Raw genomic sequence first — 20,897 nt, forward strand, 5'->3', positions numbered from 1 at the left:
GTCACTGGATTCTCCCTTTTTTACTGCACACGGAAATTATCATGATTGCTCAGCTCTCGCTTCGCACCGCCTTACTTTCGTTGCTTATCTGCATGACACTGCTGCTGCTGGCCGTCAGCGGCATGGGCATTTACGCCATTAATGCCGGCAATCAGTCGCTTAATGCCATCAACCGCATTCAGGGAATTGAACTGAATAGCCTTTACCAGAGCAATGCCGATCTGATGCGCGCGCGCGCCGGCGCCGCGCTGGCGGTACGCAAAATTGAGATTGGCCTGCTGGATGAGGGAGCCGCAGTTACGAAGCAGGCCGCCGCAGACGTCGCCAGCTCGCAGCGGCATCTGCAGGCGTTTATTGATGCCGGTACCGTAACGGCTCACGGCAAAACGCTGGCTGAGGCGATCGCCGCCGCCTATAAAGCGTATCAGCAGGGTGCGGTCGTCCCGATGATGGCTGCGCTGGAAAAGCAGTATACCGACGAGTATTACCAGGTACTGGAAGGCAATGTATCGCAGCTCGCTGCCCGTTATGCCGGAGCGGTTAACGCATTCAGCCTCTATGCCGGTGAGGTCTCTGCCGCTCGGCTGGCGCAGGCGGCACACAATGAGTGGCAGATGAAAATGTTGATTGGCGTTGCGGTCGCACTGACCCTGCTGCTGACCGGTCTTGCCTGGCAGCTGCTGCGCCAGGCGCTGCTGCGTCCGCTGGAGAGCGCCGTCCGGCATCTGGAGCAGGTGGCTGCAGGCGATCTGTCGCAGCAGCTGCCGGCTGCCGGTCACAATGAGATTGGCCGTCTGAATCAGGCGCTGGCTGTTATGCAGCGCGCGCTGCGCCACTCGGTAAGCCAGGTGCGCGAAGCGAGCCTGCAGATTGATACCGGCAGCCGGGAGCTGGCGGCCGGTACGGTGCACCTGTCACAGCGTACCGAAGAGTCCGCCGCTTCACTGGAGCAGACAGCGGCCAGCATGGAAGAGCTTACCGCCACCGTGCGGCTCAATGCCGTTAATGCGCAGCAGGCGAATCAGCTTGCCAGCAGCGTCTCTGACACCGCCAGCCGCGGTGCTGAAGTGGTGTGCTACGTGATGGAGAAAATGCAGGAGATCACGCAGAGTTCCAATCGCATCGCGGCTATCCTCAGCGTGATCGACGGCATTGCATTCCAGACTAACATTCTGGCGCTTAACGCCTCCGTGGAAGCGGCGCGTGCTGGCGAGCAGGGCCGGGGCTTTGCCGTGGTGGCCAGTGAGGTACGCACGCTGGCAGGGCGCAGCGCCAGCGCGGCCAAAGAGATCCGGACGTTAATCAGCGAGTCGCAGACGCGGGTTAAAGAGGGCAGTGAAATGGCGACGCGCGCGGGGGCGACCATGGATGAGATCGCTGGCGAAGTGATACGCGTAACGGCGCTGATGAAAGAGATTTCCGGTGCGTCTGACGAGCAGAGCCGCGGTATTGAGCAGGTCAATATGGCGGTGACGCAGATGGACGAAGCGGCGCAGCAGAACGCGGCGCTGGTGGAGCAGGCGGGTGCCGCGACCCGCCTGCTGGAAGCGCAGTCGCAGCAGCTGCAGACCTCAATGGCGCAGTTCCGCATCACAGCCGCCTAAGAGAAAACAATAAAAAAACCCGCTCAGCGGCGGGTCTTTTTATTAATCAGTGCGACTCAGGCGCCGTGGTTATCCGGGTATTCGCGGATAAAGCGCTCAACATCATCAACCATCGCTTCATTACCACAGAAGAACGGGCAACGCTGGTGCAGCGTCTCTGGCTGAAGGTCAAGAATACGGTTTTTACCGTCGCTGGCTTTACCGCCCGCCTGTTCGGCGAGAAACGCCATCGGGTTGCACTCATACAGCAGGCGCAGCTTGCCGTTAGGGTGGCTGGCGGTACTTGGATAGAGGTAAATCCCGCCTTTCAGCAGGTTACGGTGAAAGTCAGCCACCAGTGAACCGATATAGCGCGAGGTATAAGGACGATGCGTATCGATATCCTCTTCCTGGCAGAACTTCAGGTATTTCTTCACGCCCTGCGGGAAGCGAATGTAGTTACCTTCGTTAATGGAATAGGTGTAACCCTTTGCCGGGTAGGTCATGCGCTCATGACTCAGGCAGAATACGCCGAGCGACGGATCATAGGTAAAGGCGTGTACGCCGACGCCGGTGGTATAAACCATCATGGTTGAGGAACCATATACCACATAACCGGCGGCCACCTGCTGATTCCCCGGCTGCATAAAGTCCGCTTCCGTGATCGGCGTACCGGGTTCACTGATGCGGTGGTAGATAGAGAAAATGGTTCCGACAGAAACGTTTACGTCGATGTTGGATGAGCCATCCAGCGGATCCATCAGCACCACATATTTGCCATCTTCTGAACCTTCAAAAATAACAAACTCATCCTCTTCTTCCGAGGCGATACCGGCAACCACACCACGCGCTTTCAGGGCAGCTTTCAGTTTTTCATTCGCGAAGAGGTCCAGCTTCATCTGCTGTTCGCCCTGCACGTTTTCCACGCCGCTGGCACCCAGAATATCGACCAGACCCGCTTTGTTGATATCGCGGTGAATGATTTTAGCGCCCAGTTTGATGGAGGAAATCAGCGCCGTCAGTTCACCTGTGGCGTGAGGAAAGTCGTGTTGCTTCTCGACGATGAATTCGCCTAACGTTTTCATAACACATTCCCTGAATCTACGATGGAGTGGCAGCAGCTGTAACAAACTGCCAACGTATGCGTACGCAGTTTAGCCGATTGAACTTTAAAAACCATAGTCCTAATCCGTTTCTTCCCTTCAGACTCGGGGTTACACTGTGCGCCGGACTTTCAGTTAATGGATCTATTTATGCGCATTCACATCCTCGGCATTTGTGGCACTTTTATGGGCGGCCTGGCTATGCTGGCGCGTTCGCTGGGACATCAGGTAACCGGCTCGGACGCAAATGTTTACCCGCCGATGAGTACGCTGCTTGAGCAGCAAGGCATTGAATTAACTGAGGTTTATGACGCTTCGCAGCTCGACCCGGTGCCAGATATGGTGATCATCGGTAATGCCATGACGCGCGGTAATCCCTGTGTTGAAGCGGTGCTGGAACGTAACATTCCCTACCTCTCCGGCCCTCAGTGGCTGCACGATTTTGTCCTGCGCGATCGCTGGGTGCTGGCCGTAGCCGGAACGCACGGTAAAACCACTACGGCCGGCATGGCAGCGTGGATCCTTGAGGCGTGTGGCCTGGAGCCAGGCTTTATTATTGGTGGGGTGCCGGGTAACTTCGACGTATCGGCAAAATTAGGAAAAAGTCCATTCTTTGTCATTGAAGCGGATGAATATGACAGCGCCTTCTTCGATAAGCGCTCCAAGTTTGTACACTACTGCCCGCGTACGCTGATCCTCAATAACCTTGAGTTTGATCATGCAGACATTTTCGACGACCTGCGCGCTATCCAGAAGCAGTTCCATCACCTGATTCGCATCATACCCGGCCAGGGCAAAATCCTGCTGCCGGAACACGATCATAATCTGAAGCAGGTCATGGCCATGGGCTGCTGGAGCGAGCAGGAGACAACAGGCGAACAGGGTCACTGGCAGGCGAAAAAGCTGACGCCGGACGCTGCCCGCTGGGAAGTCTGGCTGGAAGGGGAAAAGGTGGCAGAGGTGAACTGGGGGCTGGTCGGCGAACACAATATGCATAACGGCCTGATGGCGATTGCTGCCGCGCGCCATGTGGGCGTGAAACCGGCGGATGCGGGCGAAGCGCTCAGCAGCTTTATCAACGCGCGCCGCCGCCTGGAGCTGCGCGGTGAGGTCAACGGCATCAAGGTCTATGACGATTTTGCTCACCATCCCACGGCCATACACGCCACGCTGGCCGCGCTGCGCAGTAAAGTGGGCGGCAGGGCACGTATCCTTGCGGTACTGGAGCCTCGCTCTAACACCATGAAAATGGGCGTCAGTAAAAACGATCTGGCACCGTCGCTGGGCCGGGCAGATAAGGTCTTTCTGTTGCAGCCGCATCATATTCCGTGGCAGGTCTCCGATGTGGCAGACGCCTGTATTCCGCCTGCGCAGTGGAGCGCAGACGTCGATACGCTGACGGAGATGATTGCGAAAGAGGCGCAGCCAGGCGACTCAATTCTGGTGATGAGTAACGGCGGGTTTGGCGGGATCCATCAAAAACTGCTGGAGCGACTGGGACGCTAAGACCGTGGCGTCCTGCAGGACGCCTCCGGAGAGAGTGCGGCCGGCAGGCCGCCTCTTACGCTTCTGCCAGCTCGCGCAGATACTGGAAGATCTGCCGGGCTGCTTTTGGCGTTTTATTCGCCGCTTTCTCTTTCTGCGCGTTGCGGATCATGCTACGCAGCTGCTGCCGATCGGCCTGCGGATAGAGCGTGATCACCTCGGTCATCGCGTCGTCACCCTGATCGATCAGGCGATCGCGCAGATGCTCCAGCTTGTGGAACAGCGCCACCTGCTGATTGTGCCGGTTTTTCAGCTTATCCAGCGCCTGACGGATCGGATCTTCATCGCGCTGGCGCAGCATTTTACCAATCAGCTGCAGCTGGCGACGGCGACCCTCTTTCTTAATACGCTGCGCCAGCTCAATCGCATTGCGCAGATCCTCATCGAGCGGGATCTTATCCAGGGAGTTTTTCCCCAGATCAACCAGCTCGGCACCGAGGCGTTTTAACTCTTCGGCGTCACGTTTAATTTCACTTTTGCTGACCCAGATAATCTCTTCGTCTTCTTCTTCCTGATTATCCGGTACATCATCGAGCCAGTCTTCGGGCTGCCTGGTCATCTCTTGGCTCCTTAAAAAAAGAGGCTAATCCTACCAGTTTATCGGGCGACTGCGAAATTGTTCTCTGAGTCTGATAGACTCAACAGATTCATACTTAAGATTAGACGGCAGGTCGATGAACGTATCTACTCAGGTTGCAGAACAACGTAAAGCGCTGGAACAGGCTGTCGCCCAGGCGCTGGAACTCGCTAAAGCTCACACCGATGGTGCTGAAGTGGCGGTGACAAAAACCACCGGTATCGGCGTCAGCACGCGCTATGGCGAAGTGGAAAACGTCGAATTCAACAGCGACGGTGCGCTTGGTATCACCGTCTATCATCAGAACCGCAAAGGCAGCGCCTCATCGACCGATCTCAGTCCTGATGCCATTAAAAGCACCGTGCAGGCAGCGATCGATATTGCGCGCTACACCTCACCCGATCCTTACGCTGCACCGGCAGAGCGTGAACTGCTGGCATTTGATGCGCCCGATCTTGATCTCTACCATCCGTGGGAGATCGATGCCGATCGCGCCATTGAGCTGGCTGCGCGTGCCGAACAGGCGTCGCTGCAGGCGGATAAGCGCATCACCAATACGGAAGGTGGCAGCTTTAACAGCCACGTTGGCATCAAAGTGTTTGGCAACAGCCACGGTATGCTGCAGAGCTACTGCTCCAGCCGCCACTCGCTGTCGAGCTGTGTGATTGCTGAGCAGGATGGCGATATGGAGCGTGATTACGCCTACACCATCGGCCGCTCGATAGACGATCTGCAGAGCGCAGAGTGGGTCGGTAACGAGTGCGCCCGCCGCGTACTGGCTCGCCTTGCACCACGCAAGCTGCCGACCATGAAAGCGCCGGTGCTGTTTGCACCTGAGGTCGCCACCGGCTTGTTTGGTCACCTGGTAGGCATGATCAGCGGCAGCAGCGTCTACCGCAAATCCACGTTTCTGCTCGACTCGCTGGGTCAGCAAATTTTGCCATCCTGGCTGACGATTCAGGAGCAGCCGCATCTGCTGAAAGGGCTCGCCTCAACGCCGTTTGACAGTGAAGGCGTGCGCACCGAAGCGCGCGATATTGTCAAAGAGGGTGTGCTGCAGAACTGGCTGCTGACCAGCTATTCAGCGCGCAAGCTTGGCCTGCAGAGCACCGGTCACGCGGGCGGCATCCATAACTGGCGTATCGCCGGTCAGGGCCACAGCTTTGATGACCTCGTCAAACAGATGGGACGCGGCCTGATTGTGACTGAACTGATGGGGCAGAGCGTCAGCGCCATGACCGGCGACTACTCGCGCGGCGCGGCGGGCTTCTGGGTTGAAAACGGCGAAATTCAGTATCCTGTGAGCGAAGTCACAATTGCAGGAAACCTTAAAGAGATGTGGCGCAATATGGTTACGGTCGGTAACGACATTGAAACCCGCAGCAATATACAATGCGGATCGGTGCTGCTACCGGAGATGAAAATCGCCGGACAATAACGACATCGCTTCCAGAAAGCAGCCGGCAAGGCTGCTTTTTTTTGCCTGAGAATAATTAAAAGGAACACATCATGCGTAAGCATCTGATTGCAATGTTGTCTCTGTCGTTACTGTTCTCCTCTGCCAGCGTGCTGGCGGCAGATCTTGAGCAGGATATGGATACGCTGAAAGCGAACCTGAGCGTAGTGAAGAAAACGGATGATGCGCAGGAGATGCATACTGCGCTCGGGAAAATGCGCCAGGCTGCGCAGGATGCCAAAAAGTCCACGCCAGATAAGCTGGAAGGGCAGCCAGCGGACAGTGCACAGATCAAAGATTATCATGCCGGTCTCGACACACTGATTGCGCAGATTGATGTGATCGACAAGCTCGCTCAGGCCAGCAAGCTGGATGAGGCAAAAGCCGAAGCGAAAAAACTGGAAGAGATCCGCAACGCCAACCATAAGAAATTCCGCTAATACGCCGGGCCAGACCCTGTGCTGGCCCGCTTCGCTGCCTTTCACGTACACATTTCTCCGTAAACAGCCGCTTTTTCCTCACGCCTGATGCACACCGCTCGCTGACATGCGCGATATGTGCTGTCTGCGATCTCACGCACCGCGCGTTGCCGCATTTCCGCTTCAGGGTGGAAAAAGTGCGTCTCCACACGGCCGGGCGGAACGCGTAGTTTGTTTTTCAACGCGAATTATCTGCCGTAAACAGGAGTAGAAGGGTGAGGAGTGATGCTGTCCCGCTGAACGCGGAAACCGTTCAGGCGCTGGCGGATCGCATATTAGGTCAAATCGCGATCCTCTATACCGCGCACCAGATTAGTCCCACACCGGTGCAGCAGCAGATGCTGAATTCGCACGTTCAGGCGATGGCCAGCCGTTCGCTAAGCGGCGAGGCGCTGCCGGAGGTAGAAGCGGAGCTGTTTGATGATATTCCACCTGACAGCCTGCAGCTGGCGCAACAGATTGTCGATCTGTTCGGCAACCTGCCGGTGGAAGAAGCCTGGCTGCTGTCGGTGCATATTGAAGTCGCGAAAAGTAACGACGCATAAACAGAGAGGAAGTGAACATGGTGACAGTAGTGATTGGCGATCGTCTGGGTAAAGGTCAGAAAGTGGCTGCCGGAATTGAAAAAGCGGGCGGACGTGCGGTGGTGGTGCCGGGCGTGGCAGCCGATATGAAGCTGGGTGATGTGATGAAAGCGGAAAACGCTGACTTCGGCATCTCTTTCTGCGGCAGCGGTGGCGCCGGTGCCATTACCGCGCAGAACAAATATGGCTACCGGGCAAAACATGGTATGCGCTCGGTGGATGAGGGCGTAACGGCGATCAATGAAGGGGCGACCGTGCTGGGCTTTGGTTTTATGGACAAAGAGGAGCTGGGCGAACGGCTGGTACAGGCCTGGAACAAGAAGCACGGCAGCTGACGTATGAAACAGCACTATGAGACGCAGGTTATCGTGCAGGGAAAAGGCGATACCAAAGCAAAAGCCTTTGCCGATGCGCTCAGCAGCGTGCAGCAGCAGGTATTGCGCAACAGCCAGAAACTGCTGCTGCGCATTGAGCCGCTGGATGTGCGGGTGCTGCATGCCAGGGTGCGCACCCGGCGGGAAAAATTTCTGTTTTTTTTCCTGGCGCGCGAGCGGCATCACTACAGCGTTGAACTGGAAATCAGCGTCAGCGTCACCGTTATCGATATGGACAGCGTGACATTTACGGCGACACCCTGACCGCACGGGTCTGAGCGTTATCCCGCCAGGGAAGCAGGCTGGCCCGGTGCAACAATGACAATAAAGGGTACAACACTATGTTTCTCATCATTTTGTTTAAGTCGTTAATTATCGGCGGGCTGGTCGGCGTCGGCGTGGGAGCCGGCGCGGCGCGCATGTTCCACGCGCCGGTCACGCAGGGCATGGGCGCGTTTCGTACCCTGGGCGAGCTTAACTCGTGCGAAGGCGATCCCGCTTCCCACTTCTCTTTTGGTCTCGGCTTCTTTTTCAACGCCTGGGCCTCTTCGGTGGCCGCTGGCTCCTTCACGCAGGATGTGGATCACCGCATTCTGCCGAACTGGGGCGCTGCGGCGCTGATGGTAAAAAACCGCAACGTAGCAGAGACGCTGCATAACCCGAAACGCATGGCGATAGCCTGCGGCATCATCGGCATGATCGTCGTGGCCTTTCTGAACAGCACCGCCTCAGCCGTACCGGCTGCATTGCAGGTGACGGCAGTTAAAGTGCTGGTACCGGCAGCTAACCTGCTGGTTAACACCGTCATGCCGGTGATTTTCTGGCTGGCAGCCATCGATGCCGGCAGGAAGTCGGGCTTCTGGGCCACGATCTTTGGCGGCCTGGCGCAGCTGATTATGGGTAACGCCGTGCCGGGGCTGGTGCTGGGGATCCTGATCGGGAAAGGGGTAGAGGAGAGCGGCTGGAACCGGGTGACGAAAGTCATGATGGCGGCCATTGTACTGCTGTTTGTGCTGAGCGGTTTCTTCCGCGGGTTTGATATGAAACTGCTGCAATCGTTCCAGCTCGGCGTTCCAGGCTGGCTTGACATGATCCACAACAGCCTGAGCGGCAAATAAGGAGCCATCCATGAACGAACATGAAAACCGCGGCTTCTGGTATGCCGACTGGTCCTTCCCGATTTTTGTTGGTCTGCTCTCATCCGGCGTATTTGCCGGTACGCATATGTACTACCTCTACGGTATCGGCGCCTTTAACGAAGTGGCATTTGTCTCGATGCTGCGGGCCGGCATGGAAACCGGCGTGTATGGTGCGGTCGCCGCGTTTGGTGCCAGCTTTCTGTTTGCCCGCATCATTGAAGGCTCGCTGGTTGGTATTCTGGACATCGGCGGGGCGATCCAGACCGGCGTCGGGCTGGGTGTACCGGCGCTGCTGCTGGGTGCCGGTATTGTGTTTCCAGTGGCGAACTTTGCGGCTTCGCTGGTAACGGGTCTGGTGATTGGGGTGGCGATTGGTTACGTCATTATTCTGGCGCGTAAATTCACCATCAACCAGAGCGACTCCACCTACGGCGCCGATGTCATGATGGGTGCAGGCAACGCCTCCGGGCGCTTTCTTGGTCCGCTGATTATCCTGTCAGCGATGGCCGCTTCCATTCCGATTGGCCTGGGTTCGCTGGCGGGTGCTCTGCTGTTCTATCTGTGGAACAAGCCGATTACCGGCGGCGCGATCCTTGGCGCCATGATACTGGGCGCAATGTTCCCGATTTCGCTGTAACAGGCGGGCGCCATGAATGGCGCCCCTACGGTAAGGCTGTAGGGGGCGCATTTATGCGCCCCAAGCCGCAAACAAATTGTGCTGTAGGGGGCGCATTCATGCGCCCCTGGCCGCAAACGAATTGTTCCGCATGAGGCGCATTCATGCGCCCCTGGACACAAACGAATTGTTCTGCAGGGCACGCATTTATGCGCACCTGGCAACACACGCAGTAAGGAGTAACCATGTTTGATCTGATTCTGCGTCGCGCACGACTGTGCGATGAGCAGCTGGTCGATATCGCCCTTCAGGACGGCAAAATCGCCGCGGTTGGCAAAGTGGAGGGCACTGCGCAGCAGGAGCGCGATCTGGCCGGGCGCTGGTATGTCAGCGCAGGCTGGATAGACAGTCACGTGCACTGCTATGCAAAATCGCCTGTCTACCACGATGAAGCGGACGCTGTCGGCGTGGCACAGGGTGTGACCACCGTGGTGGATGCCGGCAGCACCGGTGCCGACCAGATTGATGACTTCCGGCAGCTGACGCGCCACGCCACCACTGACGTCAGGGCGCTGATCAACGTTGCCCGCACCGGAATAGTTACCCAGAACGAACTGGCGGACATGCAACAGATTGATGAAGCGGCGGTGGTGCAGGCGGTCACGCGCCATCCCGGGTTTATTGTCGGTCTGAAAGCGCGCATGAGCAGCAGCGTGGTCGGGGAGAACGGCATTGCACCGCTGATCCGCGCCAAAGCGATCCAGCACGCTGCCGGCGATCTGCCGCTTATGGTACACATCGGCAATGATCCGCCGGTGCTGGAGGAGATCGCTGAGCTGCTGACCGCCGGCGATATCATCACGCACTGCTTTAACGGCAAACCGAACCGCATCCTCTCCGCGCAGGGCGAACTCAAGGCGGCGGTCAGTCAGGCGCTGGCGCGCGGCGTAACGCTCGACATCGGGCACGGCAGCGCCAGCTTCAGCTTCGCGGTTGCGCGACAGGCGATCGCCCGCGGCATTCTGCCCGATACCATCAGCTCGGATATCTACTGCCGCAATCGCCTGCACGGGCCGGTACACAGCCTCGCGCACGTGATGTCTAAATTCCTTGCGCTGGGCATGACGCTGCCGCAGGTGATCGCCTGCGTGACGACTCAGGCCGCGGCGGCGCTGCGCCTCAGCGGTAAAGGCGCGCTGACGCCGGGCAGCGATGCCGATCTGACTATTTTCAGCGTGAATCAGGAGACCCGTCCGTTTACCGATGCCGAAGGTGAGCAGGTGGCGGGAGAGCACCATTTTTTGCCGGTGGCTGTGACAGTGGCAGGCCAGTGGCATCTGACCGAAGAGGGAAAGCGTCATCATGTCTTCAGTGTATGAAAAATATCGCCTGAAACAGGTCATCAACGCGTCAGGCCGCATGACTATTCTGGGCGTCTCGACACCGGCGCCTGAGGTTGTGGACAGCGTCAGCTATGGCCTGAACCACTATTTTGAGATGAAAGATCTGGTGAATCACACCGGGGACTATATTGCCGGATTGCTGCAGGCAGAGAGCGCCGTCGTGGTCTCCTGCGCCTCAGCGGGAATTGCTCAGTGTGTGGCCGGGGTCATTGTGAAAGATAACGCCTGGCTGCTGGATAACCTGCATGCGGCACCGCTCACGGTCCCGCATGAGATCGTCGTGCCTAAAGGGCATAACGTGAACTACGGCGCGCCGGTCGGCACCATGGTGGCGCTGGGCGGCGGTCGGCTGGTGGAAGCGGGTTACAGCAACGAGTGTTCCGCCGCGCAGCTGGCGGCGGCGATCACGCCGGCTACGGCAGCGCTGCTTTACGTAAAATCGCACCACTGCGTGCAAAAAAGCCATCTCAGCGTGGCGCAGGCGGCAGAAGTCGCGCAACAGCACGGCATCCCGCTGATTGTGGATGCGGCCGCAGAAGAGGATCTGCGCGCCTACTACCAGATGGGGGCAGACCTGGTGATCTACAGTGGTGCCAAGGCGATAGAGGGGCCATCCAGCGGTCTGGTGGTAGGGCGCAGCCGCTATGTTGAGTGGGTAAAACGGCAGAGCAACGGCATCGGACGCGCGATGAAAGTGGGCAAAGAGGGAATTCTGGGTCTGACGCAGGCTATTGAGCGCTACCTGTCGCAGCCAAAGACGAGCGGCAGCGAGATGGTTCAGCACATGACGCCCTTTATTGACCAGCTTAACCAGCTGCCAGGCGTCACCGCACGGGTGGTGTGGGACAGCGCCGGGCGCGACATCGCGCGTACAGAAATTCATTTCGATGAAGCGCTGACCGGCTGGTCAGCCGGCGATCTGGTCCAGGCGCTGAAAAGTGGTGACATCGCTATCTATTTTCGCGGCTATAAGGCGAACGAAAGCATTATCGAAGCAGACGTGCGCAGCGTCACTGCAGCGCAGCTGCAGATTATCTTTAGCCGTATCGACGCGCTGCTGGCAGAAAGGAACAACGCATGAAGCTGACCCCCGACTTTTATCAGGATCGTCTCTGTCTCAACGTGCTGGCGGGCTCAAAGCAGAACGCACGCGACATCTGGCAGGCGGCGGAAGGGCATGTGCTGGTTGGCGTGCTGTCCAAAAATTACGCCAGCCACGACGCGGCGCTGGCTGACATGCGTGACTACGCTGCGCTGATCGATAATGCGCTTTCGATCGGTCTGGGGGCCGGCGATCCGCGTCAGTCTGCTATGGTGAGCGAGCTGGCGGCGGTGCTGCAGCCGCAGCACGTGAATCAGGTGTTTACCGGGGTAGCCACCAGCCGCGCGCGGCTGGGACAGTCGCAGACGGTGGTAAATGGTCTGGTCTCCCCCAGCGGAACGCCGGGCAAGGTGAAGATCTCCACCGGCCCGCTGAGCTCACAGGCGGCGGAAGCGATCGTACCGATTGACAGTGCCATCGCCATGCTGCAGGACATGGGCGGCAGCTCGGTAAAATATTTTCCGATGGGCGGTCTGAGCGCGGTGGCGGAGTATCGCGCGGTGGCAGAGGCGTGCGCCCGGCGCGATTTCTGGCTGGAGCCTACCGGCGGTATCGATCTGCATAATTTTGCAGAGATTGTGCAGATTGCGCTGGAGGCTGGCGTCAGCAAAGTGATCCCGCACGTCTACAGTTCAATTATCGACAGCGCGAGCGGCGAGACGCGCATTGACGATGTGCGTCAGCTTCTGGCAACGTGCAAGGCATTGCTGCAATAACTTCGTCACGGGTGAGGCTTTGTGAGATTTCCTAATCAGCGTCTGGCGCAGCTGTTTGCTGCGCTGCAGCATGAAACGCTGCCGCAGGATGAGCTGGCGCGGCGTTTCTCGGTCTCTACGCGCACGGTGCGCACCGATATTGCGGCGCTGAACGCGCTGCTGGAGCAACACGGCGCACAGTTTGTGCTGGCACGCGGCGCCGGCTATCAGCTGCAGGTCGGCGACGCGGCACGCTTTGACTCGCTGCAGCAGCAAAGCAGCGCGCCGCTGCGGGTGCCGCGCACCTCACAGGAGCGGGTACGCTATCTGCTCAGCCGGTTTCTCACCGCGGCCTGGTCGCTGCGGCTGGAAGATCTCTCGGAAGAGTGGTTTGTCAGTCGCGCCACGCTGCAGGGAGATATGGCGGAGGTGCGGGAGTGGCTGGGTCGCTATCATCTGCATATCGAAACCAAACCCCGCTACGGCATGAAATTGTTTGGCAGCGAGACGGCCATCCGCACCTGCCTTACCGATCTGCTGTGGCAGATTGATCAGGAGACGCCCGACAGCCCGCTGCTGAGCATTGAAGTGCTGCGCAGCGATATGCTGGCGCAGCTGCAACCGCTGCTGCAGCACTGCCTCAGCCGTTACGCTATCCGTCTCAGCGATGAGGGAGAACGCTACCTGCTGATCTACTGCGCGGTAGCGGTGCGCCGCATCAGCGAAGGTTTTCCGCTCAGCGATCCGGGCGCAGAAGAGGTGGGCGAAGAGGTGCGTGAGGCGGCGCACGCGCTGGTGCATCAGCTGCAACCACTCACCGGCAAAGCTTTATCACGGGCAGAGGAGAACTGGCTGCGCGTTAACATCGCCGCGCGCCAGATCCAGGCGCTGGAGCCGAGCACCATCAATGCAGATGATGCTGACGCACTGGTGAGCTGGCTGCTGAGTTACATCAATACCCATTATGCCTATCAGCTGCAGCACGATGAGCAGCTGCGTGCCGATCTGCTTACCCATATCAAATCGATGATCACCCGGGTGCGCTATCAGATCCATATTCCTAACCCGCTGCTGAGCAACATCAAACAGCACTATCCGCTGGCGTGGGATGTCACGCTGGCTGCCGTCAGCAGCTGGAGCAAATATACCCCTTATACGCTGAGCGAAAATGAGATTGGCTTTCTGGTGCTGCATATTGGCGTGGGGCTGGAGCGGCACTATAACGTTGGCTATCAGCGCCACCCGCGCGTGCTGCTGGTGTGCGACAGCGGAACCTCAACGCTGCGGATGATTGAGGCGCTGCTGCTGCGCAAATATCCGCAGCTGGTGGTTGCTGCCCGGCTGACGCAGCGTGACTACGCGCTGCGCGAGCGGATAGAAGAAGATTTTGTTATTTCTACGGCGCGGCTGAATGAAAAGAACCGGCCGGTGGTGGTGATGTCACCCTTTCCGACCGGGTTTCAGCTGGAGCAGCTTGGCAAACTGGTTCTGGTGGATCGCACCCGGCCGTGGATGCTGGAAAAATATTTTTCCGCGCAGCATTTTATGGTGCTGGATCAGCCCCTGACGCAGCAGGCGCTCTTTCAGCGGCTGTGTGATCGTCTGCAGGGGCAGGGATTCGTTGCAGCGGACTTTTATCCGTCCGTGGTCGAGCGTGAAGCGATTGTCAGTACCCTGCTGGGAGACGGCATTGCGTTGCCGCATGCGCTCGGCCTGCTGGCGCAGAAAACCGCGGTCTATACCGTGATTGCGCCGCATGGCGTCAGCTGGGGTGATGAGACCGCCTTTGTGATCTTTCTGCTCGCCATCAGCAAGCGTGAATATGAAGAGGCGATGGCGCTGTACGATCTGTTTGTCACGTTTTTGCGCGAACGCGCCATGCCGCGCCTGCGGGAGTGTCGTGACTTTGACCATTTTAAAACGGTGGCGATAGAGTGCCTGAGCCGTCCTGACTAGACCTGATTGCGCTTTGCCAGCAGCTTTGGAATTTCGCGCAGGCACCAGGCTTTGGCTTCACCCATGCTGTCGCGACGCCAGGCCATAATGATATCCACTTCGCGCGTATACTCAGCGCTGACCACGCGCAGCCGGCCCTCGGCAATATCTTTTTCCACCATCGGATAAGGCATGGTGGCGACGCCAAGCCCCGCCAGCAGGGCCCGCCGTTTATCATCCATGCTGCTGACCGTAAGACGCTGCTGCTTATCCAGCAGCTGAACCGTCAGCACCGGACGTTCACGCGCCGTATCAGCGACGGCAATACCGCGATATTTCACACGCGTGACTTCCGAAAGCGGCTCTGCCTCCTGATGAATAGGGTGGTCCGGACTGGCGACATAAACGCTCATAATGGTGTAGAGCTTGCGGGTGTTGATCTCGCTGGAGGCGCGGAAGTGCAGGTCAGGCGCAATCACGATATCGGCCCGGCCCTGCTCCAGCCGCTCCCACGCGCCCGCCAGCACTTCCGTGATCAGAGATATCTGCGTATTGGCTTTTTCTGACAGCTTGCTGACCAGCGGAAACAGCAGGTCAGTGGGGATCAGCGCTTCCGCTACGATAGTGAGATGCGTTTCCCAGCCGCGCGCCAGCGCTTCTGCGTCGGTGGTCAGCTTATCTGCAGCCTCCAGCAGCACGCGACCGCGCTCCAGCAGCATCCGGCCAACGTTAGTGAATTTGGTGCGATGGCCGGAGCGATCAAACAGCACCACATCCAGCTCCTCTTCCAGCTTCTGCATGGTATAGCTCAGCGCAGAGGGGACGCGTCCCAGCTCATCTGCCGCGGCGGCAAAGCTGCCGCGCCGGTCAATCGCATCCATCACCCGTAACGCTTCTAACGTTAATGCACGCTCTTTAGCCATACTGATTCTCTGTCAGTAAATTTGAATATGCCGGGCAGATTAACTGGCTAACATTCCGCCGTCCAGCCTTTTACCATAAACCGATTGAGCCTGTAGTGAGCGTTTCCTGCAGTGCACCGGAGGTATAGCATGATGACAACCCGCTGCGCGTCCGCATGTGGCCAGGCTGATTTTGGCTGGTTGCAGGCGCGCTATAGCTTCTCTTTTGGCCACTATTTCGATCCTGAACTTATGGGATACGCCGCGCTGCGCGTGCTGAATCAGGAGGTGCTGGCGCCGGGTGCCGCTTTTCAGCCCCGTACCTATCCGCAGGTTGATGTGTTAAATCTGGTGCTGCAGGGCGAGGCGGAGTATCGCGACAGTGAAGGACAGCGCCTGACCGTAAGGGCAGGTGAGGCGATGCTGCTGTCAACGCGACAGGGCGTAAGCTACAGCGAGATAAACATCAGCAAAGATCAGCCGCTGACGCGCCTGCAGCTCTGGCTGAGCGCCTGTCCGGAACGGGAAAATCCGCTGCTGCAGCAGATGACGCTGAACGGCCGGTCGCCGCTGCTGCTGGCTTCGCCAGATGGCGCAGAGCAGAGTCTGCAACTGCGGCAGGATGCCAGGGTATATCAGGTGACGTTAGCGCCGGGAGAGCAGCAGCGTGTGCAGCTGCGCGGCGCGCGCGCGTACCTGCAGTCGATTCACGGTACGCTGGATGTGCGCAGCAGCAGCGCGAATCAGCAGCGGCTGCAGTGCGGCGATGGCGCGTTTATCCGTGATGAGCAGCAGCTTATCCTGCAGGCAGAGACGCCGCTGCGTGCGCTGGTCATTGATTTGCCGGCATAAAAAAGGGCGGCCAGCGCCGCCCTGAAAGAAAAGGTGCAGATTACTTCAGAATGGTAAAGGCCGTTGTTACGTGCTTCACGCCGCTGACCCGGCTGGCGATATCTGCCGCCGCCGTGGCTTCTTCCTGCGTCACCAGCCCCAGCAGGAACACTTCCCCGTTTTCTGTCGTGACTTTAACGTTAGACGATTTGACCTGATCGCTGCCCAGCAGCTGCGAGCGGATCTTGGTGGTGATCCAGGTATCGGAAGAAGAGGTGCCGAGGCTGACCTTCTCTCCGGTGCGGATCTCATTGTAGACTTCTGTTGCCCCGTCGACGCCCATGGCGATCTGTTTGGCACGGCTGGCGAGATCGGCAGACGGCGCCTGACCGGTCAGCAGCACTTTGCCCTGATAAGCGGTCACAATGACCCGCGCCTGATTTTTTATCTGTTCGTCTTTCGCCAGCGCATTAGAAACGCGCAGCTCCAGCGTGCCGTCATCAACCTGTGTACCCACGGTGCGGGGGTCGGTGGCGGTTTTAGTGGCAACGGCGGCGCCGCCGGCAACTACGGCCACGCAGCCCTGCAGCAGCATAGCGGTTAACAGCAGGGCGATAGCGTTCAATGCTTTCATGTGAGCTCCTTCAGTCATTCCTGGTGGGGAAAGAGGGTGTTATCGATCAAGTCGCACAGGCAGTTCAGCGTCAGCATATGCATCTCCTGAATGCGCGCACTGTGATGAGAGGGAATGCGGATTTCCACATCGTGAGGGCCGAGCAGGCCAGCCAGTTCGCCGCCATCATGCCCGGTGAGCGCAACGATGGTCATATCGCGGGTCACTGCAGCTTCCACTGCTTTAACGATGTCGCGGGTATTACCCCGGGTTGAGATCGCCAGCAGGACATCACCCGCCTGACCCAGCGCCCGTACCTGCTTGGCATAGATTTCATCATGCAGACGATCGTTACCGATCGCGGTGAGCATAACGTTATCCGCGCTTAGCGCCAGGGCTGGCAGGCTGGGACGTTCGGTTTCAAACCGGTTAATCATGCTGGCCGCAAAGTGCTGCGCATTGGCCGCAGACGCACCGTTGCCACAGCTGAGAATTTTATGGCCATTCAGCAGCGACTGCACCAGCGTCATCGCGGCGCGGGAAATGGCATCCGGCAGCGCTTCGGCTGCGGCAATTTGCGTCTGAATGCTTTCAGTAAAACATGCTTTAATTCTGTCCTGCACAAGACCACCTGGTTCTATTCATCGGCATTAAAAGCAGCGGGCAGCCACGTCAGTTCGCGCCCGGTAATGGCAATGATGTCAAAACGGCAATTTACCGTCTCAAAACTGCCGCCGCGCGTCAGCAGCCAGAGCGCTGCTGCCCGCAGCAGCTTCTGTTGTTTCTGGCGCGTCACGCTGGCGGCTGCTCCGCCATAGCGCGCATCGCGCCGGTAACGCACTTCCACAAATACCCAGCAGTCGGCATCGCGCATAATCAGGTCAAGTTCGCCTCCGCGAAAGCGGACGTTACTGGCGACCCACTTCAGCCCGGCGCGCTCCAGATAGTGACGCGCCTGCTGCTCATGCTCCGCGCCGAGACGCTGGCGGTTTACTGTACCGGAACGACCTGTCCCTGACGATACTGGTTCCATGCCAGCTTCCTGTTAATCACACAATCCGTGTCGGCGCTCAGCTTACCGGTATTGCCATCAATGGCAAAACCCGATACCTGCCGCATCTGGTTAAACTGCGTTGCCAGCGTCCAGGCATCGATGCCCATGGCATAGAGGCGTACCAGCGAATAGTCATTGTTGAACGCTTTCGCTGCCTGCTGCATCAGGCCGGGATTTGCGCCGGAGAGCAGCGGAATATCGCTATACTGCAGGCCTTCCATCTCCAGGCGGAAATCGGGACCCGCACCGGCCTGCGCGCTGCGTGAGCTGGCATAAAGCGCCGTGCTGTTGCGGCTGCTGGTACGCATAGCGATCATCGGTTTGATCAGCTGCAGTTCATTCTGGCTGGCAATGATATACACTGCGTCCACGCTGCCGCCACTGCTTTCAGCTGCCGGTGCCGGCGTGGCGCTCTGCGGCGCCGGAATCGTCAGACCTGCGACGGCAACGCTTTGCGGCTGCTCCATTTGTACCGTCAGCGGCGTACCGCTCAGCGCGATACCAGCTCCGCTGTTAATGCCCTGTTTAAGCTCCGCTACGCCGCCAAAGCGCTGCTGCAGTACCGTTGCGCCGCCCAGCTGCTGCCACTCTTCTGCAAACGCTTTTCCGACCCGGTCGCCATAGCTGCTGCGCGGCAGCAGCAGCAGCGGCTGGCGCTTGCCCTGTTCATAGATATGGTGCGCTGCATCGCGCGCTTCGTCTTCAGGAGAAAGCGCAAAATAGCAGATATTCGGATGGTTCTGGATCTGTTCCGGCTCGTTTAACGCCAGGACGTTGAGCGGCGTCTGGCTGTTTGCCACCTCTTCCACATGATTTTTCAGCAGCGGGCCAACCACCAGCGTGGCGCCATCCTGCTGCGCCTGCTGCATCACCTGCGCGATCGGCTGGCTGCTGGTATCGTACACTTTAATCTGTGCGCTGCTGGCTGCCGGCTGTGAAGCCGGTGCGGCAGGCTGCTGCTGCACACTCTCCTGCGGCGGCATGCTGGCGGCCGCAGGACTGACCACGCTATTGGCCGTCCCGGTATCCGTTGTCGCTTCAGGCACAGGCTGGGCAGTGGCGTTTTCCGGCGTGCTGCTCTGCGCGGGGGCAGCGTTCAGCACGCCATTTCTGGCATCGTTGAAGCCTTTCTGAATTGCGCCTGCAAATACCTGCGCCTGACCGTTCAGCGGCAGCAGCAGGGCGATGGTACTGGTGGAAGCCTGACTGAAGTTTTTAACCTGGCTGAGCTGCGTTGGCAGCGTTTTTGCCGCCGGATTTTGCGGGTAGCGGGTCTGCCAGTCGCTGATGGCCGTTTTCAGCATCTGCGGATCCTGGCTGCTGGCATGCCAGGTATTAAGCAGATCGAGCCAGCCCTGCAGCGTATTTTCATCGGCATTGATAACTACGCTGTTAAGCTGATCCTGCGTCAGCTGGGTCAGCGCCTGCCAGGTTGCGTCGATATTGCTCTGATGTTCATCGCCCTTTAAGAGCGGCTCCTGCGCAATATAGGCGCGCAGCAGCGCCAGCGATGGCCGGTTCTGTGCCGCTGCAATCTGCAGCGCGTAGTAGCGTACCTGCTGATCGGAAGAGAGAGCGGCCACTTTGACCGGGCTTAGCTGCTGCTGAGCACCACTGTAATTTTGCTGCGCAATCTGCAGCTGTGCGCGCAGCAGCTGCAGCTCCTGCTGCTGTACATCAGAGAGCTGCTGCGGCAGCTGGCCAAGCTGTGTCTGTGCCTGAGGATACTTTCCTTCCTTCAACAGGGCACGGATGGCAAGTAATTGCCAGTCGGTCTTGCTATCATCGCTGCTTTGCTGTGCCTGCTGCAGATAATAGTCAGAGCGTCCGGTTGCGGGGCCCTGAATATTGACGTTAGAGGTTTGCTGCGGACCCTGGCCGCTACAGGCGGCCAGAATCAGCCCGGCGAGAAGAACAGGTACAAAGCGTCCTGCTTTACGACGTACGACTTTTGAAGGAAGCATACTGTATCCAGTGATGTTTTTTTCTTGATGCTCAATATTAAATCGGCAATTCGGATGAGACAATGAAACAACTCGATCGGGCAGAGATTTCTGCCAGTACGCTCTATATCGTTCCTACCCCGATCGGTAACCTGGGTGATATCACACAGCGTGCGCTGACGGTGCTGGCGGGCGTCGATCTCGTTGCAGCGGAAGATACACGTCATACCGGGCTGTTGCTACAACATTTCGCCATCAATGCGCGGCTGTTCGCACTTCACGATCATAACGAACAGCAGAAAGCTGACGTGCTGCTGGCGAAGCTGCAGGAGGGGCAGAGTATAGCTCTGGTTTCCGATGCCGGCACGCCGTTGATCAACGATCCTGGCTATCATCTGGTGCGTCGCTGCCGCGAAGCGGGCGTACGCGTTGTGCCGCTGCCCGGCGCCTGTGCGGCCATTGCCGCATTAAGCGCAGCGGGATTACCCTCCGATCGCTTCTGTTATGAAGGATTCCTGCCTGCGAAAAGCAAAGGACGCTGTGATGCACTGCGTGCGCTGAGTGAAGAGCCGCGTACGCTGGTGTTTTATGAGTCAACGCATCGCCTGCTGGATACGCTGCAGGATATGGAAACGGTATGGGGCGCGGCGCGCTATGTGGTGCTGGCGCGCGAGCTGACCAAAACCTGGGAGTCACTGTATGGCGCGCCGGTGGGAGAGCTGCTCGCCTGGGTGCGGGAAGATGAGAACCGGCGCAAGGGCGAGATGGTGCTGATTGTCGAGGGGCATAAGGCTGACGAGGAGGCGCTGCCAGCTGAGGCGCTACGGACGCTGGCGCTGCTGCAGGCAGAGCTGCCGCTGAAGAAAGCTGCCGCGCTGACCGCTGAAATTCACGGCGTGAAAAAAAATGCGCTGTATAAATATGCGCTGGCGCAGCAAGAGGAGTGACAAATGCGTCCAGATC

The 20,897-nt window shown here is 58.5% G+C and carries 22 protein-coding genes; 15 read left to right on the top strand and 7 right to left on the bottom strand.

All coding sequences use genetic code 11. The features are described 5' to 3' along the window. Positions 1–44: 44 nt before the first annotated feature. Complete coding sequence (locus tag BBA90_RS04495; protein WP_065648359.1) at positions 45–1,604, top strand: methyl-accepting chemotaxis protein; 1,560 nt, start codon at positions 45–47, stop codon at positions 1,602–1,604. A 56-nt stretch (positions 1,605–1,660) separates the two neighbouring features. On the opposite strand, the gene fbp is transcribed toward BBA90_RS04495, so the two are convergent. After that, the gene (gene fbp, locus BBA90_RS04500; RefSeq protein ID WP_039380574.1) at positions 1,661–2,668 is read right to left on the bottom strand and encodes a class 1 fructose-bisphosphatase; all 1,008 of its coding nucleotides are present in this window, start codon (positions 2,666–2,668) and stop codon (positions 1,661–1,663) included. Between the two features lie 168 nt (positions 2,669–2,836). On the opposite strand from fbp, the gene mpl reads away from it, so the two are divergent. Then, entirely contained in the window at positions 2,837–4,192 is a 1,356-nt protein-coding gene (gene mpl, locus BBA90_RS04505; RefSeq protein ID WP_065648112.1) for a UDP-N-acetylmuramate:L-alanyl-gamma-D-glutamyl-meso-diaminopimelate ligase, read from the top strand. Between the two features lie 55 nt (positions 4,193–4,247). Here mpl and yjgA read toward each other — a convergent pair whose 3' ends face one another. Further along, positions 4,248–4,790 (bottom strand): ribosome biogenesis factor YjgA, encoded by a 543-nt coding sequence (yjgA, locus tag BBA90_RS04510; protein WP_065648113.1) that lies wholly within the window; start codon positions 4,788–4,790, stop codon positions 4,248–4,250. 115 nt (positions 4,791–4,905) lie between these two features. Between yjgA and pmbA the strand changes: the two genes are divergently transcribed. The 11 genes from pmbA to BBA90_RS04565 all read left to right on the top strand — a co-directional run bounded on the left by pmbA (position 4,906) and on the right by BBA90_RS04565 (position 14,612). Further along, positions 4,906–6,246 carry a metalloprotease PmbA gene (gene pmbA, locus BBA90_RS04515; protein ID WP_065648114.1) on the top strand — a complete coding sequence of 447 codons (1,341 nt, stop codon included), beginning with the start codon at positions 4,906–4,908 and terminating at the stop codon, positions 6,244–6,246. A 71-nt stretch (positions 6,247–6,317) separates the two neighbouring features. Next, on the top strand, positions 6,318–6,704 hold the full coding sequence (cybC, locus tag BBA90_RS04520) for a cytochrome b562 (RefSeq protein ID WP_065648115.1): 387 nt from the start codon (positions 6,318–6,320) through the stop codon (positions 6,702–6,704). Positions 6,705–6,958: 254 nt separating this feature from the next. Then, entirely contained in the window at positions 6,959–7,288 is a 330-nt protein-coding gene (locus BBA90_RS04525; RefSeq protein WP_065648116.1) for a glycine dehydrogenase, read from the top strand. A gap of 17 nt (positions 7,289–7,305) precedes the next feature. Further along, on the top strand, positions 7,306–7,662 hold the full coding sequence (locus BBA90_RS04530; protein WP_039380562.1) for an SFCGS family glycine-rich protein: 357 nt from the start codon (positions 7,306–7,308) through the stop codon (positions 7,660–7,662). Between the two features lie 3 nt (positions 7,663–7,665). After that, the gene (locus BBA90_RS04535; RefSeq protein ID WP_065648117.1) at positions 7,666–7,965 is read left to right on the top strand and encodes a DUF4312 family protein; all 300 of its coding nucleotides are present in this window, start codon (positions 7,666–7,668) and stop codon (positions 7,963–7,965) included. A 77-nt stretch (positions 7,966–8,042) separates the two neighbouring features. Next, positions 8,043–8,819 carry a DUF4311 domain-containing protein gene (locus BBA90_RS04540; RefSeq protein ID WP_065648118.1) on the top strand — a complete coding sequence of 259 codons (777 nt, stop codon included), beginning with the start codon at positions 8,043–8,045 and terminating at the stop codon, positions 8,817–8,819. 10 nt (positions 8,820–8,829) lie between these two features. Then, positions 8,830–9,477 (top strand): DUF4310 family protein, encoded by a 648-nt coding sequence (locus tag BBA90_RS04545; protein WP_065648119.1) that lies wholly within the window; start codon positions 8,830–8,832, stop codon positions 9,475–9,477. 224 nt (positions 9,478–9,701) lie between these two features. Then, positions 9,702–10,835 carry an amidohydrolase/deacetylase family metallohydrolase gene (locus tag BBA90_RS04550; protein WP_065648120.1) on the top strand — a complete coding sequence of 378 codons (1,134 nt, stop codon included), beginning with the start codon at positions 9,702–9,704 and terminating at the stop codon, positions 10,833–10,835. Continuing rightward, positions 10,819–11,940 (top strand): DgaE family pyridoxal phosphate-dependent ammonia lyase, encoded by a 1,122-nt coding sequence (locus BBA90_RS04555; RefSeq protein ID WP_065648121.1) that lies wholly within the window; start codon positions 10,819–10,821, stop codon positions 11,938–11,940. The genes BBA90_RS04550 and BBA90_RS04555 overlap by 17 nt, the downstream gene beginning before the upstream one ends. Then, the gene (gene dagF / locus BBA90_RS04560; protein ID WP_065648122.1) at positions 11,937–12,677 is read left to right on the top strand and encodes a 2-dehydro-3-deoxy-phosphogluconate aldolase; all 741 of its coding nucleotides are present in this window, start codon (positions 11,937–11,939) and stop codon (positions 12,675–12,677) included. Before BBA90_RS04555 ends, dagF begins: the two co-directional genes overlap by 4 nt. Before the next feature lie 21 nt (positions 12,678–12,698). Then, positions 12,699–14,612 (top strand): BglG family transcription antiterminator, encoded by a 1,914-nt coding sequence (locus BBA90_RS04565; protein WP_065648123.1) that lies wholly within the window; start codon positions 12,699–12,701, stop codon positions 14,610–14,612. On the opposite strand, the gene BBA90_RS04570 is transcribed toward BBA90_RS04565, so the two are convergent. Beyond that, positions 14,609–15,514: a LysR family transcriptional regulator gene (locus BBA90_RS04570; RefSeq protein ID WP_065648124.1), complete on the bottom strand. Its 906-nt coding sequence runs from the start codon at positions 15,512–15,514 to the stop codon at positions 14,609–14,611. The genes BBA90_RS04565 and BBA90_RS04570 overlap by 4 nt on opposite strands. Positions 15,515–15,643: 129 nt before the next feature. On the opposite strand from BBA90_RS04570, the gene BBA90_RS04575 reads away from it, so the two are divergent. Continuing rightward, positions 15,644–16,345 carry a pirin family protein gene (locus BBA90_RS04575; RefSeq protein ID WP_065648125.1) on the top strand — a complete coding sequence of 234 codons (702 nt, stop codon included), beginning with the start codon at positions 15,644–15,646 and terminating at the stop codon, positions 16,343–16,345. A gap of 40 nt (positions 16,346–16,385) precedes the next feature. Here BBA90_RS04575 and dolP read toward each other — a convergent pair whose 3' ends face one another. The 4 genes from dolP to BBA90_RS04595 are packed head-to-tail and all read right to left on the bottom strand — an operon-like array spanning position 16,386 to position 19,955. Continuing rightward, entirely contained in the window at positions 16,386–16,958 is a 573-nt protein-coding gene (gene dolP, locus BBA90_RS04580; protein ID WP_065648126.1) for a division/outer membrane stress-associated lipid-binding lipoprotein, read from the bottom strand. Between the two features lie 14 nt (positions 16,959–16,972). Beyond that, positions 16,973–17,560, bottom strand: a complete 588-nt coding sequence (gene diaA / locus BBA90_RS04585) for a DnaA initiator-associating protein DiaA (protein WP_039380533.1) — start codon at positions 17,558–17,560, stop codon at positions 16,973–16,975. A 14-nt stretch (positions 17,561–17,574) separates the two neighbouring features. Beyond that, positions 17,575–17,970, bottom strand: a complete 396-nt coding sequence (locus BBA90_RS04590) for a YraN family protein (protein ID WP_065648127.1) — start codon at positions 17,968–17,970, stop codon at positions 17,575–17,577. Beyond that, entirely contained in the window at positions 17,928–19,955 is a 2,028-nt protein-coding gene (locus BBA90_RS04595) for a penicillin-binding protein activator (RefSeq protein WP_065648128.1), read from the bottom strand. The genes BBA90_RS04590 and BBA90_RS04595 overlap by 43 nt, the downstream gene beginning before the upstream one ends. Before the next feature lie 62 nt (positions 19,956–20,017). Between BBA90_RS04595 and rsmI the strand changes: the two genes are divergently transcribed. Further along, positions 20,018–20,881: a 16S rRNA (cytidine(1402)-2'-O)-methyltransferase gene (gene rsmI, locus BBA90_RS04600; RefSeq protein WP_065648129.1), complete on the top strand. Its 864-nt coding sequence runs from the start codon at positions 20,018–20,020 to the stop codon at positions 20,879–20,881. Positions 20,882–20,897 lie beyond the last annotated feature (16 nt).

Origin of the sequence: Pantoea eucrina (genome assembly GCF_001691555.1) — a bacterium.
Lineage (GTDB): Bacteria > Pseudomonadota > Gammaproteobacteria > Enterobacterales > Enterobacteriaceae > Pantoea > Pantoea borealis.

What these genes read in the sequence shown, in the direction of transcription:
- fbp (WP_039380574.1), bottom strand. Translation starts at nt 2,668, where the DNA reads ATGAAAACGTTAGGCGAATTCATCGTCGAGAAGCAACACGACTTTCCT.
- mpl (WP_065648112.1), top strand. Translation starts at nt 2,837, where the DNA reads ATGCGCATTCACATCCTCGGCATTTGTGGCACTTTTATGGGCGGCCTG.
- yjgA (WP_065648113.1), bottom strand. Translation starts at nt 4,790, where the DNA reads ATGACCAGGCAGCCCGAAGACTGGCTCGATGATGTACCGGATAATCAG.
- pmbA (WP_065648114.1), top strand. Translation starts at nt 4,906, where the DNA reads ATGAACGTATCTACTCAGGTTGCAGAACAACGTAAAGCGCTGGAACAG.
- cybC (WP_065648115.1), top strand. Translation starts at nt 6,318, where the DNA reads ATGCGTAAGCATCTGATTGCAATGTTGTCTCTGTCGTTACTGTTCTCC.
- BBA90_RS04530 (WP_039380562.1), top strand. Translation starts at nt 7,306, where the DNA reads ATGGTGACAGTAGTGATTGGCGATCGTCTGGGTAAAGGTCAGAAAGTG.
- BBA90_RS04535 (WP_065648117.1), top strand. Translation starts at nt 7,666, where the DNA reads ATGAAACAGCACTATGAGACGCAGGTTATCGTGCAGGGAAAAGGCGAT.
- BBA90_RS04540 (WP_065648118.1), top strand. Translation starts at nt 8,043, where the DNA reads ATGTTTCTCATCATTTTGTTTAAGTCGTTAATTATCGGCGGGCTGGTC.
- BBA90_RS04545 (WP_065648119.1), top strand. Translation starts at nt 8,830, where the DNA reads ATGAACGAACATGAAAACCGCGGCTTCTGGTATGCCGACTGGTCCTTC.
- BBA90_RS04550 (WP_065648120.1), top strand. Translation starts at nt 9,702, where the DNA reads ATGTTTGATCTGATTCTGCGTCGCGCACGACTGTGCGATGAGCAGCTG.
- BBA90_RS04555 (WP_065648121.1), top strand. Translation starts at nt 10,819, where the DNA reads ATGTCTTCAGTGTATGAAAAATATCGCCTGAAACAGGTCATCAACGCG.
- dagF (WP_065648122.1), top strand. Translation starts at nt 11,937, where the DNA reads ATGAAGCTGACCCCCGACTTTTATCAGGATCGTCTCTGTCTCAACGTG.
- BBA90_RS04570 (WP_065648124.1), bottom strand. Translation starts at nt 15,514, where the DNA reads ATGGCTAAAGAGCGTGCATTAACGTTAGAAGCGTTACGGGTGATGGAT.
- BBA90_RS04575 (WP_065648125.1), top strand. Translation starts at nt 15,644, where the DNA reads ATGATGACAACCCGCTGCGCGTCCGCATGTGGCCAGGCTGATTTTGGC.
- dolP (WP_065648126.1), bottom strand. Translation starts at nt 16,958, where the DNA reads ATGAAAGCATTGAACGCTATCGCCCTGCTGTTAACCGCTATGCTGCTG.
- BBA90_RS04590 (WP_065648127.1), bottom strand. Translation starts at nt 17,970, where the DNA reads ATGGAACCAGTATCGTCAGGGACAGGTCGTTCCGGTACAGTAAACCGC.
- BBA90_RS04595 (WP_065648128.1), bottom strand. Translation starts at nt 19,955, where the DNA reads ATGCTTCCTTCAAAAGTCGTACGTCGTAAAGCAGGACGCTTTGTACCT.
- rsmI (WP_065648129.1), top strand. Translation starts at nt 20,018, where the DNA reads ATGAAACAACTCGATCGGGCAGAGATTTCTGCCAGTACGCTCTATATC.